This is a genomic window from Thainema salinarum CENA647, from assembly GCF_057732415.1.
Genome location: NZ_JBYJZJ010000022.1, coordinates 448,218 through 466,966, shown reverse-complemented (window position 1 = coordinate 466,966; position 18,749 = coordinate 448,218). Strand labels below are relative to the sequence as shown.

Genomic DNA, 18,749 nt, shown 5'->3' with positions numbered 1-18,749 from the left:
TGCAAATTTTTAGGATGCGGGTTTAGCCACTTAGGTGCTAATGCTTGGATACATACTGAAATTACTGAAATACCACGGCTAGGGAAATCTGGGAATTTTTTATCGGATTTTGAGTCGAGTTTGACTGCCTTCGATTAATTCCATCCCACATATATGGAGTATTATGACTTTCTCTACCTCCACATCTACACAGCCGACGCCACAAGCTTTGCAACAGTTAAGGGCTTTACTTGCCCTGTCTGCCCCCACAACCGCTTTAACTTATATCGAGCCCAATGTTTGTCCCCGTACGCCTTTACTCAAGGAAGAACGGGCGGACACGTTTCGCTATTGGCAAGATGGGCGACTTCACACAGGGTTAACTTTTTCAGGGGACTTGTTTTACGCAGTGGTGGAGTTTGATTTACATAGCTATTTAGAAGGCATTAGAGTTGCTGATGATCTGCGTAACAGCGGTATTCTCAGCGTCATTACGGCTTCAGACCAAACGCTAACGGTCTGGGTCAGTATGCGATCGCAAGCTGTTTTAAGCGATCGCAATGCCGATGAGCCACCTGCCGAGCAAAACCATGAGAGTTCTGTTGATTGAAGATGATGCCACGACGCAGAATGCCATTAAGGAATTCTTACACGCCCATAACTTCATCGTGGATGTGGCCGAGGACGGATCGATAGGCCGGGAGATGGCCAAACGACTGGATTACGATTTGATTCTGCTAGATATCGTGCTCCCTGGGCTGAGTGGTATTACGCTCTGTCGCCAACTGCGGCAGCAACAGCAAACGGTACCGATTATCTTTCTTACGTCACGCAACACGCTCTCGGACAAGCTAGAAGGATTAAACGCTGGCGCAGATGATTATGTTGTGAAGTCATCAGATCCCCAGGAATTGCTGGCTCGAATTCAAGTGTTGTTGCGGCGTGGTTCTGCCGCAGAATTTGTTTTGCGCTGGGGTCAACTGTCGCTAGATCCCAAAACTCGCACCGTGACCTATGATCAGCAGCCGATTTCTCTCAGCCGCAAAGAGTTCCAAATTCTAGAACTGTTGATGCGCCGCCCGAACTGGGTGCTGAGCCGACAGACCATCATTGATCAGGTTTGGGGAGTGGGCGAAGATCCGCCGACGGAAAGTACGGTCAAGTCACACATCAAAGCGATTCGGCGCAAGTTAAAAGCGCTGACGACAGCGAACGTGATTGAAACCGTGTACGGGCAAGGCTATCGGCTTGATTCTACGGTGGCGCAATCAGCCAACTCTTTATCCGCCAATTTATCAAATGGCCAACGGGCCAACGGGCAACGGGCAAAACCTGCGATCGCAGATTATTCTGCACCATTGGGATCTAACGCAGAGGACAACGGACAACAATCCGAACAGCGATCCCGACCATCATCTCAGCAGCAGCAATCTGATGATCTATCGGATCCGTCCGAGGGTCACACTCAACAGCAGATTTCGGCTCATTATGCTCAATCAAACGCTCAATCCGTTGATTCATCATCTGATGGTCAAGTAAACCGCGACTTTGTTTCTCAATCCGGCAAACCTGCTTTAAATGCAGCAAAGCGGCGGCGATTACAAGCAAATCTCCAGCAGCTTTGGCATCAGGCACAGCAAACCGCACGGCAGCGACTGAACACGATCGAGCAGTTGTTGTCTTTTCTACAGTCAGGTTTGCCGGATAGCGGGCTGCTTAACCAAATTATGTATATTGCTCACAAACTAGCAGGATCGCTCGGTACGTTTGGGCAGATAGAAGCGTCCCAAGCGGCCTATCAGTTGGAGCGCCTGATGCAGTCGGCATTGAATACGGCCTGCCAAGGTGATCTGGCTCCAGAAAATTCGGCTCAAAATGGTTTGCCCTCAAGCCATTCAGCTCAAAATGGTTCTACTTCACATAGCTCAACTGCAAATGGTTCCACGCCGAATCGTTCTATTTCGAATGGTTCCACTTCGAAGGGCTCAGCGCTAAACGGTTCCAGTTTCAGTCATGCAACGCTGAATGCTTTAGCTCAGGATTCTTCAGCTCAGGATGCTTTAGCTCAGGATGATCCAGCCCAAGATACTCTTCAGATTGACGCTGACCTGATCACAACGGCACGTCAGCTCATCCAGTCAATTCGAGACTGTTTAGAAACTCAATCGACACCATTGGATGGGGTGGTGCAATCTTCGCCACCATGGCCTTATCATCCACCGCAGATCCCCAACCTGCTGATTATTGATGCCGATCAGGAGCTGGTGCAGTCGATTCTAGCCGCTGCTCCAGCCTGGTCTATACAAGCTGCGATCGCAACGGATTTAACTACGGCCCAAGCCGACATTGCCAAGCATGAACCCGACATTATTCTGCTCGATCTGCATTGGCAGCAAGGAAAACTGAGCGGTTTGCAGCTGTTGCGCAAGCTGTATGCTCAATCCCTGTCCATTCCTGTGGTGGTCTACTCTAGTAGCCTCAGTAAGTCCGAACGGTTGCAGGCGATCCAACTGGGGGCAGTGGGCTTTGTGCCGCGACCTGCCGTCCCCGAAAAGGTGCTGTCCATCGTGCGGCAGCATTTGCCTTGCCCAGAACCCATGTTCCACGTGTTGGCTGTGGATGATGACGAGCACCAGCTCACAACATTGCGAACCTATATGGAAAATGAGGGACTGCAGTTTACTGGACTAGGCCAGCCGGAGCGACTGCTGGAAACGCTCCAGGCCAGCCAGCCTGATTTAGTTCTGCTCGATATTTTGATGCCTCGCATTAGTGGCATTGAACTCTGCCAGATTTTACGCAGCGATGCAGAATATCAAACGCTGCCCGTGGTTATGCTGACTCATTATGATGATTTGAGTACTCGTCAGCGTGCCTTTTGGGTGGGGGCTGATGCGGTGTTATCCAAGCATGATCCGCTCTCAGCTAATCTCGGTCAGATCCAAGCACAGCTCAATCGCGATCGCAGATGTGCCCAAACCCGCATGGTTGATCCGCTGACTGGATTGGTCAATCGGTGTGGTGCAACCCGTGCCTTGCAGCAGCTAATTGCGATCGCGCGTCAGTTCGAGCAGCCGTTGAGTTTGGGCGTGATCAATCTAGACAACTTTCAGCGGTTTAATGCTGAATACGGTCGAGCAGCCGGGGATCAACTGCTGCGCCGATTCACCACTTTTTTGCAGCAGCATTGTCCGCCTGCCGATGTGATCGCTCGCTGGCGCGCCGAAGAATTTGTCATTTCCATGATTGGATTAGAACGAGCCGACGCCGTCGAACGGCTGGCTCAACTACTTGAGCTGTGGCGGTCACAGCCGTCCATGAGCAGCTTCAGCGCTGGTGTAGCAACCTTTCCGGTTGATGGACATAACCTGGAGTTTTTGTATCGCGTGGCCGAGGCCGCGCTGTATCAGGCCAAACTGACCGGGCGCGATCGCATTTTACCGGCCAGTTGGCAAATGCCAGATGCCTCTGATCCCCAGCTTGATGTAGTCATCGTTGGTCCCGATACAACCTGGCTGCGTAGTCTGGCGCGTGCTCTAGAAACACGAGGTTACCGCATCCACTGGTTCCAATCGGGACAAACGGCGCTGGAATACATTGATCGAGCCAATGCGTCCGTGCAGCTACAGGCAACAGCCGCCCCGGATGCAATGCTGCAAATCAAAACTATCTTGCTGACGACCGATTTACCTGATATCAGCGCAATTGAGCTAGTGAACCAGATCAATACGGCCTGCCAGCGGCAAACGCCGATTGTGGCGCTCATTCAAAACAGCGATGAAAACGATCAAGTGGAGGAATTGCGATCGCAAGGAATGGTCGACTATATTTCGTATCCCTGTGATGTAGCTGCCGTGATTGCCCACATTCGGCGTTATCTAGCTCCTACGGCCAACTGCTAATCTGCTGTCTGCATAGAAATCCCATACAAAATCCTTATCTTATGTAGACTTTATTAACTTTCCCGTCTCTGTCAAGGCGTAGCCTATACTTATAAAATTGTTTAGAAATGTATAGAAATATGTAGGGCGGCAGCAGCTTGAGCCATTTCATGTTTAGGAAAAGGCGTGAGATTGGCCGATAGAGAACCTCTTATTTCATATCAAGTTTTTTCTTTTGTAGTTTCTTTCCGTAGAACGTCATAGGGCGTCAAGGTTATCCGTATCCATATGCCAACCATGCTCGGCCAAATTCTTCAACCGATTCCGCTGCAGTTTGAGCCAGATCAACCGATCACAGATATCGTTGCAGCAATGACTGAGCAGGCTGCCAGTTTGGCCGTGGTTCTAGACCAGCAAGCATTGGTGGGTATTGTCACTCCCTCGAATGTGCTGCAGGCAATCGCTCAGGGATCTGCGATCGCACCAATCACAGTGGCCGAGATCATGACCGCTCCCGTCCCGACGATAACGCTCCAAACCTCATTATTAGAAGCAGACCAGATTTTGCGCCAGCATCAGCTACACCACCTTGTCGTGACGGATGCAGCGGGACGCGTGGTTGGTATGGTCACGGAAGCCGACATTCTACGGACGTTACTCACTCAGCAGCAATTTACGGAGCGGCTCACCCGGAGCAAAATTGAACACAATCTGTTTTGCCAAATTTGCAGTCAGGTCAATATTGGAATTGCAGTTGTCGGACTGGACTGGAAGCTGCGCCATACCAACACCTATCTACAAAATCTATTAGGCTACAGCGCCGCAGAATTGAGCCAGCTCGACTACATCGACATTATTCATCCAGCGGATCGCCCCGATCCACAGTTGTCCCCCATCGACTGCATCACGACGCTTCATCATCAGGTCAGCTTTGAAAAGCGCTACCTACATAAAGATGGTCAGGAAATTTGGGCACAGCTGACGATAGCGCCTATTCGAGACCAGCAGGGCCAGTGCTCAGCCCTAGTCGCTGTGATTGAAGATATCCGGCAGCGAAAGGCCGCTGAAGCCAGAGTCCAATTTCAGTCCTACTTGCTGGAAGCCGTGGATGATGCGGTGGTTGCCACCGATCCAGCTGGGCAGATCACCTACTGGAACCAAGGTGCGCAAAAGCTCTACGGCTGGTCGTTAGAGCAAGTGAAAGGTCGCTGGATTGTGGACGTGCTCTGCCATGATGCGGAGCAAATTGAGGCTCTTAAGCTGCTCGACTGTTTAAAGCAGGGAGAATCCTGGCGTGGGGAATTTGACGTCCAACATCAAGACGGTACGATTTTGCCCGTGCTGTCTACCAATTCTCCGATTTATAACGAGCAGAAAGAGCTGATCGGTATCGTCGGTGTGGCTAAGGACTTGCGCGATCGCAAACAGATCGAACTCGATTTGCAGCAGGCCAAAATCAGTGCCGAAGAAGCGAATCAGGCCAAAAGCCAATTTCTCTCCAGCATGAGCCATGAACTGCGCACTCCGCTCAACTCGATTCTGGGATTTGCCCAAGTGCTCAGTTGGGATGCCACGCTTGCGTCCAAACAGGCGAAATACATCAACATCATCAGCCAAAGTGGGCAACACTTGCTACAGCTGATCAATAGCGTGCTTGAGATGTCGCGGATTGAAGCCGGACGATTAACAGTTGAAAACACCAAAGTTGACCTTGGGCAAATGATCACAACGCTCCAAGATCTATTTCAGCTCAAAGCCAAGCGCAAGCACCTAGACTTCCGTATTGAAACTATCGAGCCCGTTCCTCAATCGATTACAACCGATGAAGGAAAACTCCGCCAAATTTTAATTAATTTGCTCGGCAACGCCTTCAAATTTACTCAGCAGGGGCAGGTCACGCTCCGTCTATTTTCGAATGCAACCTGTAATTCAGCCGATCGAGGCTCCATTGCTCAGGCTCCAGCAGCGACTGGAAACCAGAGCCATTGGGTTTACTTTGAAGTGATGGATACTGGATTAGGGATTGCCCAAGCTGAACTTGACCAGCTATTTCAGACGTTTTCGCAAACCACCACTGGCAAACAGGCCCATGAAGGTGCGGGTCTTGGCTTAGCGATCAGCCAGTCCTACGCCAAGTTGATGGGAGGTATCATTACGGTTAAAAGCCAGGTGAATATAGGCAGCCAGTTTACGCTCTCGCTTCCGGTTGTTCCAAGCCCAACACCTGATTCTGCAACCGTTTCAGCGCCATCTTTACCCACAGTTGATCCCTCCCCTGCCCCCGCGCCAACGCCTATTTCGCCACTCTTCAACCCATCCCATCAATTATGCGATCGCATTCTGATTGTTGAGGATCAGCTGGAAAACCGTTTGGTTCTCACCCAGCTACTAGAGCCCCTAAACTGCCAGATTGAGCAGGCTACAAACGGACAAGAAGCGATTGACCTCGTGCAAAAATGGCAGCCAGATCTCGTGTTAATGGATATTCAACTGCCAATTATGGACGGCTATGAGGCAACACGGCGAATTAAATCGATGCCCCAAGGCCAAAATATTCCGATTATTGCTGTCACCAGCCACGCATTTAAGTTCGAGCATCAAAAAATACTAGCAGCCGGATGTGATGGCTGCATCACAAAGCCAGTTGAGGCTAATGTTTTGTTTGAAACGATTGCCAAATATCTCAAGCCACGCCAGCAAACTGATCAATCTGCGTCATGGCTTTAAACTCCGCCAGAGCGGCTTAAATTCAACCCAGAAATCCGCCATATTTTGGTTCTTTTCTTGACAGTCTATGGTGATCTAATTGCTAATTAATCTAGCGATTATTTTCTGATCTAGGTTTCAATTGAAGTTTCAACTTTGGCCGTATCAAATGTAGTAGCGTCTATGTCCAGCACCTGAAAAATTTGAATTGGCTGTTGCTTACCGCGCGGCACGATTTGATCCAGGTAGAGCAGTTGAAATGGATGGTGAGCAGGAAGAGCCGCCACCGTTTTTTCGCTAACAATGATGGGAACGCCGTAGGTTTTCGTTAATTCCTCCAGACGAGACGCCGTATTGACGACATCGCCAATCACTGTCGTATCCATGCGCTGACTGGCTCCCAGCGTACCAATCACCCCTTCACCTGTATGCAATCCAATGCCGATCCGAATCGGTTGTTCTAACCCAAACTGGTGACGGCTTTGGTTGAACTGAGCCAGAGCATTTTGAGTTGCGATCGCAGCCTGCAATCCATCCATTGGGTGCGTCTCTGACTGATCAAAGACCGCCATCACCGCATCGCCCAAATACTTATCGATAAAGCCGTTGTGCTGCGTAATCGACTCATTAATAGCCGTAAACAGCGCATTCAGCCAATTAAATGTGGTTTGCGCCTGCTGAGATTCGACAATCGATGTAAAGCCGCGAATATCACAGAATAGAACAGTTAATTCGGCTGCGATCGCATTGCCTAGCTGAATGGATTCAACCCCCTTGGGCGCAATCCGGCGCAGAAACTGGTCGGGGACAAACAGCCGAAATTTTTCAGACAGAGTCTCATGAATCTGCCAGGCCGCCATCATCTGCTGTTTAGCCTGTTCGCGTGCTTCTTGCTTCAGGCGAATTTCTTGCTGCATCAACTGACTCTGCTGAGATGCCTGACGTAATTTGGTGAGTCGCAGAACGCTGTTAATTTTGGTCAGAACTAGATCCATCTGAACCGGTTTGGTCAGATAGTCATCGCCCATGACCTCCAGCCCCTTAAGGCGGGACTGATCGTCATCTAATGCAGTTAGGAAAATAATCGGAATCGTCTGCGTGATAGCACCTCGGCGCAACTGCTCACAAACCTCGAACCCGTCCATCTCTGGCATCATCACATCGAGCAGAATCAGTTCCGGTAGAGACTGCTGCACTCGATGCAGTGCTTCTGCCCCCGACTGAACCGAGTAGGTCGTATACCCTTCCATCGCTAATAGATCTTCTAAAAGCAAAAGATTTTGTGGTTCATCGTCTACTAGCAAAATATAAGAATCGGTCGTCATAGCTAAGACCACGCTTAAAGGTTATGGTCGGGAATAAACCACAAGTAAACTGTTAACTAAATTGAATATTTTATTTGTCAACACAAACAATATTAGTTTCAGAAAAAAGCACATCGTACGCTTTGGTCTAAAACAATCTTGTTCCGACAAAGCTGAATGCTTTACAAAAGCGTTCAATCAAATCAGGCACCACAAAAACTAAAGTATTGAAAGACTTCAAGCTCTTGCAGCTTAGTATTCCCAAATGCTGACACAGTAGACGCAACCACTGAATGTAAAACTAGACAGTTCGTGAAAACAGTCAGGATTGAAGGCAATCAAGGTTGAAGACCATCAGGACACTAAGTAGGTTTGGCATAAATAAACGCATATAAAAAACTGGGAGAGCTCCTCGGAGGGATGCTCCCCCGATTTTTTAGTTATGCATTTATTCATATGCAGCTACTTATCTATGTCTTCACTCTTATCCTCAATTACTATCATCCAACATCATCCGATGCAGCCCCCTCTGATTCAGGTTGACTTGATAGCTCATCTCCAGGATTTGCAGGAGCTGAAATATCATCGGTTTGAATCAAAGCTCGTACTTTGTTTAGCAAGCCCTTCAGGTCAAGCGGCTTGCTCACGTAATCATTCGCCCCTGCTTCTAAACAGCGATCGCGATCTCCCGCCATTGCCATCGCCGTTACTGCAATTACAGGAACAGAATGCCAAATTTGACTATGCCGCAGTCGGCGAATTAAATCAAAGCCATCCACGCCCGGTAGTTGAATATCCATCAGCACCAAATCGGGCAAACTACGTGGCGTCACCAACTTAGACTGTAGGGTTTGCAGCATAATCTGCCCATCATCAATCAGTTCGACCAGATAGCCTTCCATCTCTAAAAACTCGGAAATCAGCGTTTGATTGAACGGCTGGTCTTCCACAATCAAAATGCGCTGCTGAGACGTTTCTTGGTAGTCCTGGGTTAGAAAGCTAGCTGAGAGATCTAGAGCATTAGCAGGATCAGGCTCGGAACTATGATTGAGTGGTCGCAGCTGCGCCCGAATTTCGTGCAGTGGAATCCAAATACAAAAACGGCTGCCTTTCCCCTCCGTAGAACTAAAGGATACGGTGCCGCCGTGCAGCTCAGCTAATCGTTTGGTCAGCGCAAGTCCCAAACCTGTTCCATCATGGCGACGGGTTAATGAAGCATCAATCTGTTGAAAGGGCTGAAATAGAAGCGATTGTTTTTCTTGGGGAATACCAATACCGTTGTCCTGCACTTCAATACAGAGATAGGGGGTGCTATGGTTAATCGGGCTGTCGTCAGGTCGCTGCTCTAGCATGAGCTGGGTGCCGTAGGACAGATTGGCCGTTAGTTTGATTTGCCCTCGCTCTGGCGTAAACTTCACCGCATTGGACAAGAGGTTAACAATCATCTGCCTGACTCGGCGCTTATCCAGAGGCACCTGATCCAGCCGGTAGTCCAGTTCTAACGCTAAGGCAATCCGCTTCCGCTCTGTCCGAGGACGGATCATGTCTAAACATTGACGACACAGATCTGGAATCGAAACGGTTTCCAAATCCAGATCAACTTTCCCCGCTTCGATTTTGGACAGATCAAGAATGTCGTTGATGAGCTGGAGCAAATGCTCCCCACTTTGACGAATTGCGCCAATGTGCTTTGTTTTTCGATCGTCTAGTGTGTCCGGCTGCCGCAGCAACAGTTCAGAAAAGCCCAGGATACTGTTCAGCGGAGTGCGCAACTCGTGGGACATGGAAGCCAAAAATTCGGACTTCAGGCGCGAGGCTCGCTCCAAGTCTTGATTAATTTGCTTCAGCCGATGTTGAGATTGTGCCCGCTCAATGGCTGCGCCCAAGGTGCGGCAAGCGGCTAACAGCATGTCCTGCTGCGGTGCTTCTTGCAGCTTTTGTACGGTGCGAGATTCTAGGGTGAGAACGCCAATAATCGTACCGTCAGCCGAGGGAATGGGAAAAATGCCAAGCTGACCAATGGCCGGATGGCGAAAGGCGGGGACAGCTTTGGGATGATTGGCATAATCTTCGACAAATGCGGGTTTACCCGTTGCCACCACGTCCCACAGTAATCCTTGACCGTAGGGAATACCCTGGTTGAGCGTCTCCTGCATCGTGGCAACAGCGGGTTCGCCGTGGGTGGCGATAAACTGGCCAGATACCACATTGGTCAACGGCCCGGCCCAGCGCTCTCGGCCATCACCTTGGATGACTTTCACATCACCAAAGGAAGCTCCCATTGCCTGAACCAGGTAGTTCAACGAGAACTGACCGACTTCAATCAGGTTGTTTGAAGTCTGTAGGCGTTCAGTTAGACCTAACAGAAACGTAAGCCGACGAACTTCAGCACTCAGTTTGTTTTGTACCTGTTGCTGTTGGGTCAGATCGCGGAAGTTAAACAACCATCCACCATCAGAGGTACGCGTGGCGTGAACTTCTAAACAGGTTCCATCGGTCTGAGAGACAAAATAGGCTCCACTGCCTGTACTGAGATCGCTAACAAACGTACTAAAAAATTCCGCTCGCTGTTCAGTCGTCCAATGGCCCTGCTGGACAACCCAATCGATTATTTCCTCGAGGGTCGGCTTTTGGGCTAGCCACTCGCCAGGTAACTGCCAGATCTGTACCAAACTTTGATTAAACAGAATTAAATGCCAATCTGCGTCAAAAAGCGCGATCGCATCGTCAACCTGATCCAGGATGAGCGATCGCTCGGCTTCTAGTTGCTGTAGGCGAGCTTCGATCTGATCGGCAGAATTCATAGAGATCAACTATTGATGGAGCAACGGCTGGCAAGCAAAGACAGGCAACACAGACCCTGACGATCAGTATTAACGATAAATAATGATCAGTAAAAGATCAGTAGACTTTATCGGAAATTGCTTTGTAGCGCGGCGACGCCGCGCTACAAAGCAATTTCCAACCCCAAAAACTTTATTTCCAATAAAGTCTAGTAAAACAATACGCAGATAAAGATGAGCAAACTGAGAACCATCTTTACAGATATTAACACTTGCACTTGTGCTATTTTTAACGCCGCTGCTTCAGTGTAACTTCAGTATAAAACCGCTATTGGGACACGCGGCTGAGGGCGGCAACTTCGTCAGGAGCTAGCAACCAGCCCAATGCACCTGCATTTTGGCGAGCCTGATCCGCATTCTTCGCCCCTGGAATAGGAATAACGCTGCCCTGAGCAATCAACCAGTTGAGCGCCACCTGAGCCGGAGTGCGATCATATTTTGTGCCGTATTCCTGCAGAAGCTGGATCAGCGGGGCAATCTTTTGCAAGCCTTTCTCACTAAACTGAGGATTCAGCTTGCGGGCACCCGTTGGTTTCATGTTACTTTCGGGCGCATATTTTCCAGTCAGCAGTCCTTGCGCTAGGGGACTGTAGGCCAAAATCGTGATACCCAACTCTTTAGCCGCTGACAGAACGCCGTTGCGCTCGATGTTGCGGTGCAGGAGGGAATACTGCATCTGGTTAACCGCCAGAGGAATATCCCGCTGAGCCAGAATTCGGTGCGCCTGCCGCATTTGCGATTCCGAGTAGTTGCTGACGCCAATGGCGCGAATGCGGCCTTTCTGTACCTCATCCGCCAACGCATTCATCAAAGTTTCCTGGCCCATGAAAAAATCAAAGGGCGAGTGAACCTGATATAAATCCACCTGCTCGACCTTCAGGCGCTTTAAGCTCTCGGTGAGCGCATCATAAACGGCCTGTGAATTAAACCGCCAGGGCAAGGGAAAGTACTTGGTGGCAATGTGTACAGGCTGGTCTACAGTTTGTGAAAACTGCCCAATCAGCTTTTCGGATTGGCCGAAGCCGTAGACTTCCGCCGTGTCAAAAAAGCGAACTCCGGCTGCGATCGCAGATTGAAAAGCATCGCGCACCTGATCTTCACCGTAGTCGTTGCCGTAGTTCCAAAACAGCGAATCGCCCCATGACCAGGTGCCAATTCCCAGAGGCGGAATCGAAGGGCCATTGTTGCCGAGCGTAATCGTGGATTGGGCGGGAGAAACTGGAGAATTCATAGTCAAATATAGTCAAATGCTGAATAAATTTTCATGTCTTGCACAGGGTCGATTGAGAACGTGAAGTAATGATGTTGCCGCTGCGAGGCAGCGTACTTGCTCAGCGTGACACGCTGCATAGATCCCCCTATAGCCCTTCGGGCATGGCTTCGCCTAGAAAAAGGGGAAACTCTGAGCCAGAGTTGGAATAGCCCCTTTTTTAAGGGGGCGGCGACAGCGGGGGATCTTACACCTACGTTGAACGCGTACGAGGCAGCGACAACACCACCCTTTCGGTTTTTGGTGCAAGAGGTGAGTTTTCCCTTCAGTGTAGCGTTACAAATCTTTATCAACTCCTGTCAAAAGTCTCACATTCACCGAAGAACGCTTTATGGTGAAAAATGCAGGTTTCTTATATTTAACGTTTTGACGGCTGAATACCGATGGCAAACAGCGAGTTACCGGATTCTTTCTCACCTTCACCGGATTCCACCTTATCTCCTAATCCATCAACCGATTCTGGGGATCTAATCGATTCAGACACGGCGAGTCAGGCTGATGTTAAGTCACTACCTCGACTGGGTCTACTCAATATGTTCCGGTTGGGGCTGTTTCAGATGGCCTTGGGCATCATGTCGATCTTGACGCTAGGGGTGTTGAACCGAGTGCTGATCGATGGTTTGGCCGTGCCCGCAATTGTGGCCGCAGGTGCGATCGCAATGCACCAGTTTGTGGCCCCGGCACGGGTCTGGTTTGGTCAGCTTTCGGACGCGAAACCGATTTTTGGCCTACATCGCAGTGGCTACGTGTGGCTAGGCGCGATTGTGTTTACGCTGGTGTCATTCCTGGCCGTGCAGGCCACCTGGCAGCTCGGCGGCACGATTCCCAACGGCTGGAGCTGGTCAGCTCCGACGATTGGCTGGACGGTCTTTCTCGCCCTGCTGTTCGGTCTGTATGGCTTAGCGCTTAGCTCTAGCTCCACGCCGTTTGCAGCGTTACTAGTAGATGTCTCAGATGAAGACAATCGCTCGAAACTGGTGGGGATTGTCTGGTCGATGCTGATGGTGGGGATCATCGTCGGCGCAATTATTAGCGCAGGGTTGTTGAAGCAACTGGAAGCCGACGCTCCGTTGGATCTGCTCCAGGGTTCAATTAATCGGCTGTTTATCATTGTGCCGCTGGCGGTGGTGGGACTGGCGTTTCTGGCGACTCTCGGTCTAGAACGCCGCTACTCGCGGTTTTCCGTCCGCTCCACTGTGACTGATCGGGAAGACCAAATTACGCTGAAGCGGGCTCTGCGCGTCCTCACCGCTAGTCGGCAAACTGGGCTGTTCTTCACGTTTCTGCTGGTCATGACCATTAGCCTGTTCATGCAGGAACCCGTACTGGAACCCTACGGCGGCGAAGTGTTTGGCATGAGCTACTCCGATACTACGCAGCTCAATGCCTACTGGGGTTTGGGCACATTGGTGGGACTGAGCCTGACCGGATTCCTAATCGTGCCCCGAATTGGCAAACAGCGCACCACAAAGATTGGCTGCATTGGCGTCGCCGCTTGCTTTAGCCTGATTATTCTGTCCGGCTTTACTCAAACCCCTGAAATGCTCAAGTCGGCCTTGCTCCTGTTCGGCCTTGCCTCTGGCGTGACCACAACAGGCGCAATTAGCTTAATGCTGGACTTGACCGCTGCCGAAACCGCAGGTACGTTCATTGGCGCTTGGGGACTGTCGCAAGCAATGGCGCGTGCGATCGCAACCGTGACAGGTGGAGCAGTGTTGAGCCTGGGCAAGCTGATGTTCAGTAACTTGGTCTTTGCCTACGGTATCGTCTTCTTCTTGCAGGCAGTGGGAATGCTGATCGCCGTTTGGTTCCTCAGCCGCGTCAACGTGCAGGAGTTTCGCACCAATTCCAGACGTGCGATCGCAGCCGTCCTGGAAAGCGATCTCGATTAGTTTGTCTTAAATTACCAAATAAACCGCAAAGAGCGCCTCGGACGAGGCGCTCTTTGCGGTTTATTTGGTAACAAGGTCAGGGAGCGGGATCAACTGGTGCAGCGCTGATGGCCCAAGTTGATCGACGGGGAGCTGTCCAGGTAATGCCATCGTTGCCATCGCCTGTCAACTCAATTTCCTCATAGGCCACTTGAGTATCTACCGCAACCGCGCGATAGGGAACCTGTAAGCTGTCTAATCGTAGTGAGATCGCATCTGTGTCTGGTAAATAACACATCGCTGCCGTTTGGCCGTCGCGTAGGCAGTGCCCATTTTCTGTAATCTGATCATCAGGCTGCATGCCGACTGTGAAATAGTTCTCGGCAAACGTGCTGTAGGTTTTGATCGCATCTTTATTGGGATAGGGTTCTGAGAATTCAGCATTGCGGGGTTGATGTCCCCAAATATTGGCAACGCCGCCTGCCATCATTGAGTCCCATAGTCCCTGGAGCGTCAGTTCTGGGTTGTAATCTTTTTCGGGATAGCGGGTCGGGGTGCGAATCCGAAACCGATCTTCGGAAAAGGCCGGACGATTGCCCGCTTTCTCTAGGTGGATCAGATACTCCTCGTAATCTGGCTGGTGCCATTCCCAGGAGGCATAGTCCAGATTGGAGCTGATTTCTTTATATTCGTTTTTATGGCCGCGCCCGCCAAAGGGGTGAGGATAGCTGCTGTAGGACTGGAACTTCGCCCGGACGTCGTCCAGCTCTTTCGCATTTGCCCACTCAAACAGATCAAATCCATAGCTGAACGTCCAGCCAGGAATGGGGCCAAGGCGAGCGGCAATTTCCTGATAAAGCTGCTCCGCGTCAACGCCGTAGGTGTCTGGGGTTTCGTCGCGGCTCTTGTCGCCCCAAATCCAGAAGTGCGTCGTGCCGCCCCGGCGATAGGTTTTCAGCACCACGGCTTCAAAGTAGGCGGGATTTTCCATGAAGTCGCGCAGGTTGGTGATGTGGAACCCCGTGAAGCCGTGCCCATCGACAAATTCATCTAGTCCCGCGTCTAAATCCGGCTTATCGTACATGACGTACTGAGGCACGAATGCTTCTCCGGTAGCGGTACGAATCCACTTTTGCCCATTTGCAGCGACAAAGCCTTTAGCGTAGTCTGGTCGCTCTGCCGAAATCTCAATTTCACCACCCGTACTGAAGCTCCAAACTCCAGGCTGCGTCGGCGTAAACCGAAACTTGGTTTGCCCATTGTCCTGGAACGTCAGGACACGGTGCTCGGTGCCGTCGGTATGCCGAACCGTTACAGGCTGATACGCCTCACCCGTCGCCGTGATTTCATAACACTCCCAAGCGGGACGCTGCTCAACATCCGGCAATAGGCAGCTTTCCGTATAGTCCGCATTCAAGGCCGCCGACACATCCGGACTGGGATATAGACGATTCTGCACAAACACCGTTGATACGGCTACCAGAACTGCAATCGCAACTAAACCAAACAGTTTTGTCCACTTCATGGCTATTAACACCCTCTTGACACTGAAGGAGTGAGGAGTAAGTATTTATCCTCGTGTCCTAATCTAGCGATTGCTGATTCTAGGCCGCAGGGACGATTTAGTGCCTACATCAAACCTAAACCAGCCGATGAAGAAAACTTAACATTACAAAAAGGCTTGTCCGGCCACATGGTGGCCGGACAAGCCTCTAGCTTTAAATGTGTTTTCTATAGCTGTAGTAGCCAACTCAGTTAAGATACGAACATTTTTGCAGGGCGGCTCCGCCGCCCTGCAAAAATGTCCTAACCAACATGACTAGCGCTATAGATAGCTTATTGGGCTGAGTTAGCCTCTAGCTGTTGCAGCCAGAAACGGACATCAACATCGAGCTGATTGCCTAGTTCCAACAGTTGACGCGATCGCTCGTCAGAAATTGGAGCTTGCGCGGCATGTTTGGGATTGAGCCGGGGCAGGATTTGAGAATTGAGATAGTCCAGATACAGCTCCTGGGCATGGGCGAAGGACAAATTGAGCTGAAGCTGATTGCCGACGCTGATTAAGCGCTTCAACCAGTCAATATGATTGTCTGTATTGTGAGCCGAACTGTGCAGCATTTGCCACAGCGATCGCAAAATCAACTGTTCCAGTAACTGCTTACCATGCGGCAGATTGAGCGCACAGCGGAAGTGGCTGGCTTCAACTGCGATCGCTTCCAGTTCAGCCAAATGAGCTAGGCCCGTTTGGGGCGGATGAATATCAACGCTGGTTTCCTGTTCCAGCAGGGACATCGCACTAGAGGCTCGATGGCTGAGGGCCACTTCCGCCGCGACCTGGAGTTCCTGCGGCACGTCCAAATTTTCGCGATGGAAAGCCATCAAAATGCCGTAGTTATCCCGATAAACCTGGCTGTAGAGCTGATCCAAACGCGCTAGCGTATCGCGGCTGAGTAACTGCATCAGCCGATGGCGCTCTTCCTCAAACAGAGTGGATAGATCAAAGAAGGGTTCACCAAAGATCTGCTGCATCGTGAGAATAATTTGAGCCACGCTGGCCTGCTTCAGCACGTCGCAGAGCTGATCTTTCAACTGAGCATAGGCCAACCGACTCTTAAATGGTTGAATGCAGCAGTGGAAATCCCAGCCACCAAGGTGCAGCACAGCAAACACTAAATTCACCTTCTCATGGGTGATCTCCGATATGAGCTGGACTTGCCCAATCGCCAATGCCAGTGGCCCCATCCGCTGGAGATGGTAGTCAATCTGGCGCGTCGTGTAGCAGTAGATGCGCTGCTCCCGCTCATAGATGGTGAATAGCGAATTAATCGCGTAGTGAGCGGCGACTTGTTCGAGGCTCACCTGGGCCGGAATCACCAGTTGGCGATACACCTCGGCTCCAGTCTGGAACTGTTCAACGTTGCTGGGAGCCAAGGCCAAGCGCTTAGTAAACTCGGCTTCGAGCTGAACACCAGAGACTAACCCTGCTAGTTCAATTGCGCGGGAGGCATAGCGCAGAATCTGAGTGCCCTCGGGTCGCGACAGCTCCTCGAAAAACCAGCCGCAGCTGGTGAACATGAACATGGCGTGGCGCTGCATTTCCAAAAGTCGCAGGGCATCCACTCGTTCGGTGTTCGACAGTGGGTGCGACTGGTGCTGCTTCAGGAAGCGCTTGACGTTGGTTTGACTGCGATCGCGCAGAACCTGAACGTAATCATTGCGTGCAGCCCAGGGATCGGTAAACAGCGATCGCGCTGCTTTTTCATACACCTGAACCAGTTCATCCCGCAGCCAGTTCAGGGCGTCCCGCAGCGGACGCCGCCACTGCTGATGCCAGACACCACCACCACCGCAGCCGCAGTCATCCTGCCAGCGATCCACGCCGTGGGAACAGCTCCAGGCCGTGACGGGTTTGAGTTCAACTTCCCAGGTTGGGGGACAAATGCTCAAATAGTGGGCATAGTTGGTCACCGTCCAGTGACGATGGGGGAACTCGCCTACTAGCGCATAGGCCAATGCCTTTTCGGCTCCAGCTTTGTGGTGACCAAAAGTTTCGCCATCGGTGGCAACGGAAATGATCTGAGCGGGACGCTGATCGCCGCGTACCGCCTGCCCAATCCGACCCGCGAAGTGCTGCGAACTAGTCAGGACATCGTTGAAGCCCATATCGCGAGAGATGGGGCCATCGTAGAAAAAGATGTCTATGTAGTCCGTCTCTGGATTGCCCTTGGGCAGGAAGCAGCGATAGGGACGGGTGGGATCAATCTGGCCGCCGCTGACTTCGCGCCACTGGGATTCTGACTGATGAGGCGTTGGCAAGGGCCGACAGCGCTGAGCCTGTGAGGGTGCCAAAATAATGAACTTGATTCCCTCGGCTACCAGTGCTGCTAGCGTCGGGTAATCCACCGCCGTTTCAGCCAGCCACATACCTTCGGGATCGCGACCAAAGCGGGATTTGAAATCCTCAATCCCCCAGCGGATCTGAGTTTCTTTATCTCGCTGATTCGCCAAGGGCAGAATGATGTGGTTATACGCCTGCGCGATCGCATTTCCGTGACCGTTCAATCGCCGACTGGACAGCCGATCCGCTTCCAGAATTCGCTGGTAGGTTTCCAAATCATGCCGCTCTAGCCAGTTGAGCAGCGTCGGCCCCATGTTGAAGCTGAGATACTCGTAGTTGTTGACGATTTGCAGCACTTCACCCCGGTCGTTCAAAATGCGGGCAAAGGCGTTGGGTCGATAGCTTTCATGCAGAATCCGCTCGTTCCAGTCATGGAACGGCGCGGCACTGGCTTGACGCTCAATGGCATCTAAGTAAGGATTTTCGCGCGGTGGCTGGTAAAAGTGACCATGAACCACGACGTAAACTCCGGTAGCAACCTTGAGGGGATCATGGGTTTGATCTGCGATCGCACCGCGATCTTGATGTTTAACAAGATTGGGATCGACATCTGCGATCGCGGTTTGAGTTGTCGTGTTCAGTGTGGCTGCTGGATTATGCAGTTCTGACATAAATGCTGACCTAAATACAGTATCGATAAAGTCAATAGACAGGCGGTAATTGGACGTGCCGTGCAGGGATTAACGTTGAAATATTGAATGCTGAATCGAAAGCGAATGAGCTAATAAATTCTAAGCGAGGGATAAATAGGGACAAATGAGGTCGATAAAGGGTATCTATGCACCAGTTTCCAACTTAATCACTCGCTAGAGCCAGACCATAACTCGGAGCAATGGTCGGCAGAATTAGAATTTAGCTGATAGTGAGTAATGACTGATTAATGATGGGTTGGTGGAGCGAAACCCAGGTGAAATAGTGCGTCTAGAGCCACTCCATTGAGCAGCTATTTGGTTTTGGATTGGTATTGAAGATCCACAATTTTTTAATCATTCCTGTT

At 50.9% G+C, this 18,749-nt stretch carries 9 protein-coding genes; 4 read left to right on the top strand and 5 right to left on the bottom strand.

The genetic code is table 11. From position 1 onward, the window contains the following. Positions 1-163: 163 nt before the first annotated feature. From AC286M_RS08865 to AC286M_RS08855, 3 genes are all read left to right on the top strand, one after another. Positions 164-589 (top strand): hypothetical protein, encoded by a 426-nt coding sequence (locus AC286M_RS08865; protein ID WP_488204030.1) that lies wholly within the window; start codon positions 164-166, stop codon positions 587-589. Further along, positions 570-3,881 (top strand): response regulator, encoded by a 3,312-nt coding sequence (locus tag AC286M_RS08860; protein ID WP_488204029.1) that lies wholly within the window; start codon positions 570-572, stop codon positions 3,879-3,881. The genes AC286M_RS08865 and AC286M_RS08860 overlap by 20 nt, the downstream gene beginning before the upstream one ends. Positions 3,882-4,148: 267 nt before the next feature. Beyond that, positions 4,149-6,587 carry a PAS domain S-box protein gene (locus AC286M_RS08855; protein WP_488204028.1) on the top strand — a complete coding sequence of 813 codons (2,439 nt, stop codon included), beginning with the start codon at positions 4,149-4,151 and terminating at the stop codon, positions 6,585-6,587. Positions 6,588-6,697: 110 nt separating this feature from the next. On the opposite strand, the gene AC286M_RS08850 is transcribed toward AC286M_RS08855, so the two are convergent. From AC286M_RS08850 to AC286M_RS08840, 3 genes are all read right to left on the bottom strand, one after another. Then, on the bottom strand, positions 6,698-7,891 hold the full coding sequence (locus tag AC286M_RS08850) for a response regulator (RefSeq protein WP_488204027.1): 1,194 nt from the start codon (positions 7,889-7,891) through the stop codon (positions 6,698-6,700). Positions 7,892-8,370: 479 nt separating this feature from the next. Continuing rightward, positions 8,371-10,674 carry an ATP-binding protein gene (locus AC286M_RS08845; protein WP_488204026.1) on the bottom strand — a complete coding sequence of 768 codons (2,304 nt, stop codon included), beginning with the start codon at positions 10,672-10,674 and terminating at the stop codon, positions 8,371-8,373. Positions 10,675-10,981: 307 nt separating this feature from the next. Further along, positions 10,982-11,944, bottom strand: coding sequence for an aldo/keto reductase (locus AC286M_RS08840; protein WP_488204025.1), 963 nt, complete (start codon positions 11,942-11,944; stop codon positions 10,982-10,984). 422 nt (positions 11,945-12,366) lie between these two features. Between AC286M_RS08840 and AC286M_RS08835 the strand changes: the two genes are divergently transcribed. Further along, positions 12,367-13,875: a BCD family MFS transporter gene (locus AC286M_RS08835; protein ID WP_488204024.1), complete on the top strand. Its 1,509-nt coding sequence runs from the start codon at positions 12,367-12,369 to the stop codon at positions 13,873-13,875. A gap of 76 nt (positions 13,876-13,951) precedes the next feature. On the opposite strand, the gene AC286M_RS08830 is transcribed toward AC286M_RS08835, so the two are convergent. Continuing rightward, positions 13,952-15,379 carry a hypothetical protein gene (locus AC286M_RS08830; protein ID WP_488204023.1) on the bottom strand — a complete coding sequence of 476 codons (1,428 nt, stop codon included), beginning with the start codon at positions 15,377-15,379 and terminating at the stop codon, positions 13,952-13,954. Positions 15,380-15,690: 311 nt separating this feature from the next. After that, a complete protein-coding gene (locus AC286M_RS08825; RefSeq protein ID WP_488204022.1) occupies positions 15,691-18,363 on the bottom strand; it encodes a DUF3536 domain-containing protein in 2,673 nt (890 codons plus the stop codon). Between the last annotated feature and the right edge of the window lie 386 nt (positions 18,364-18,749).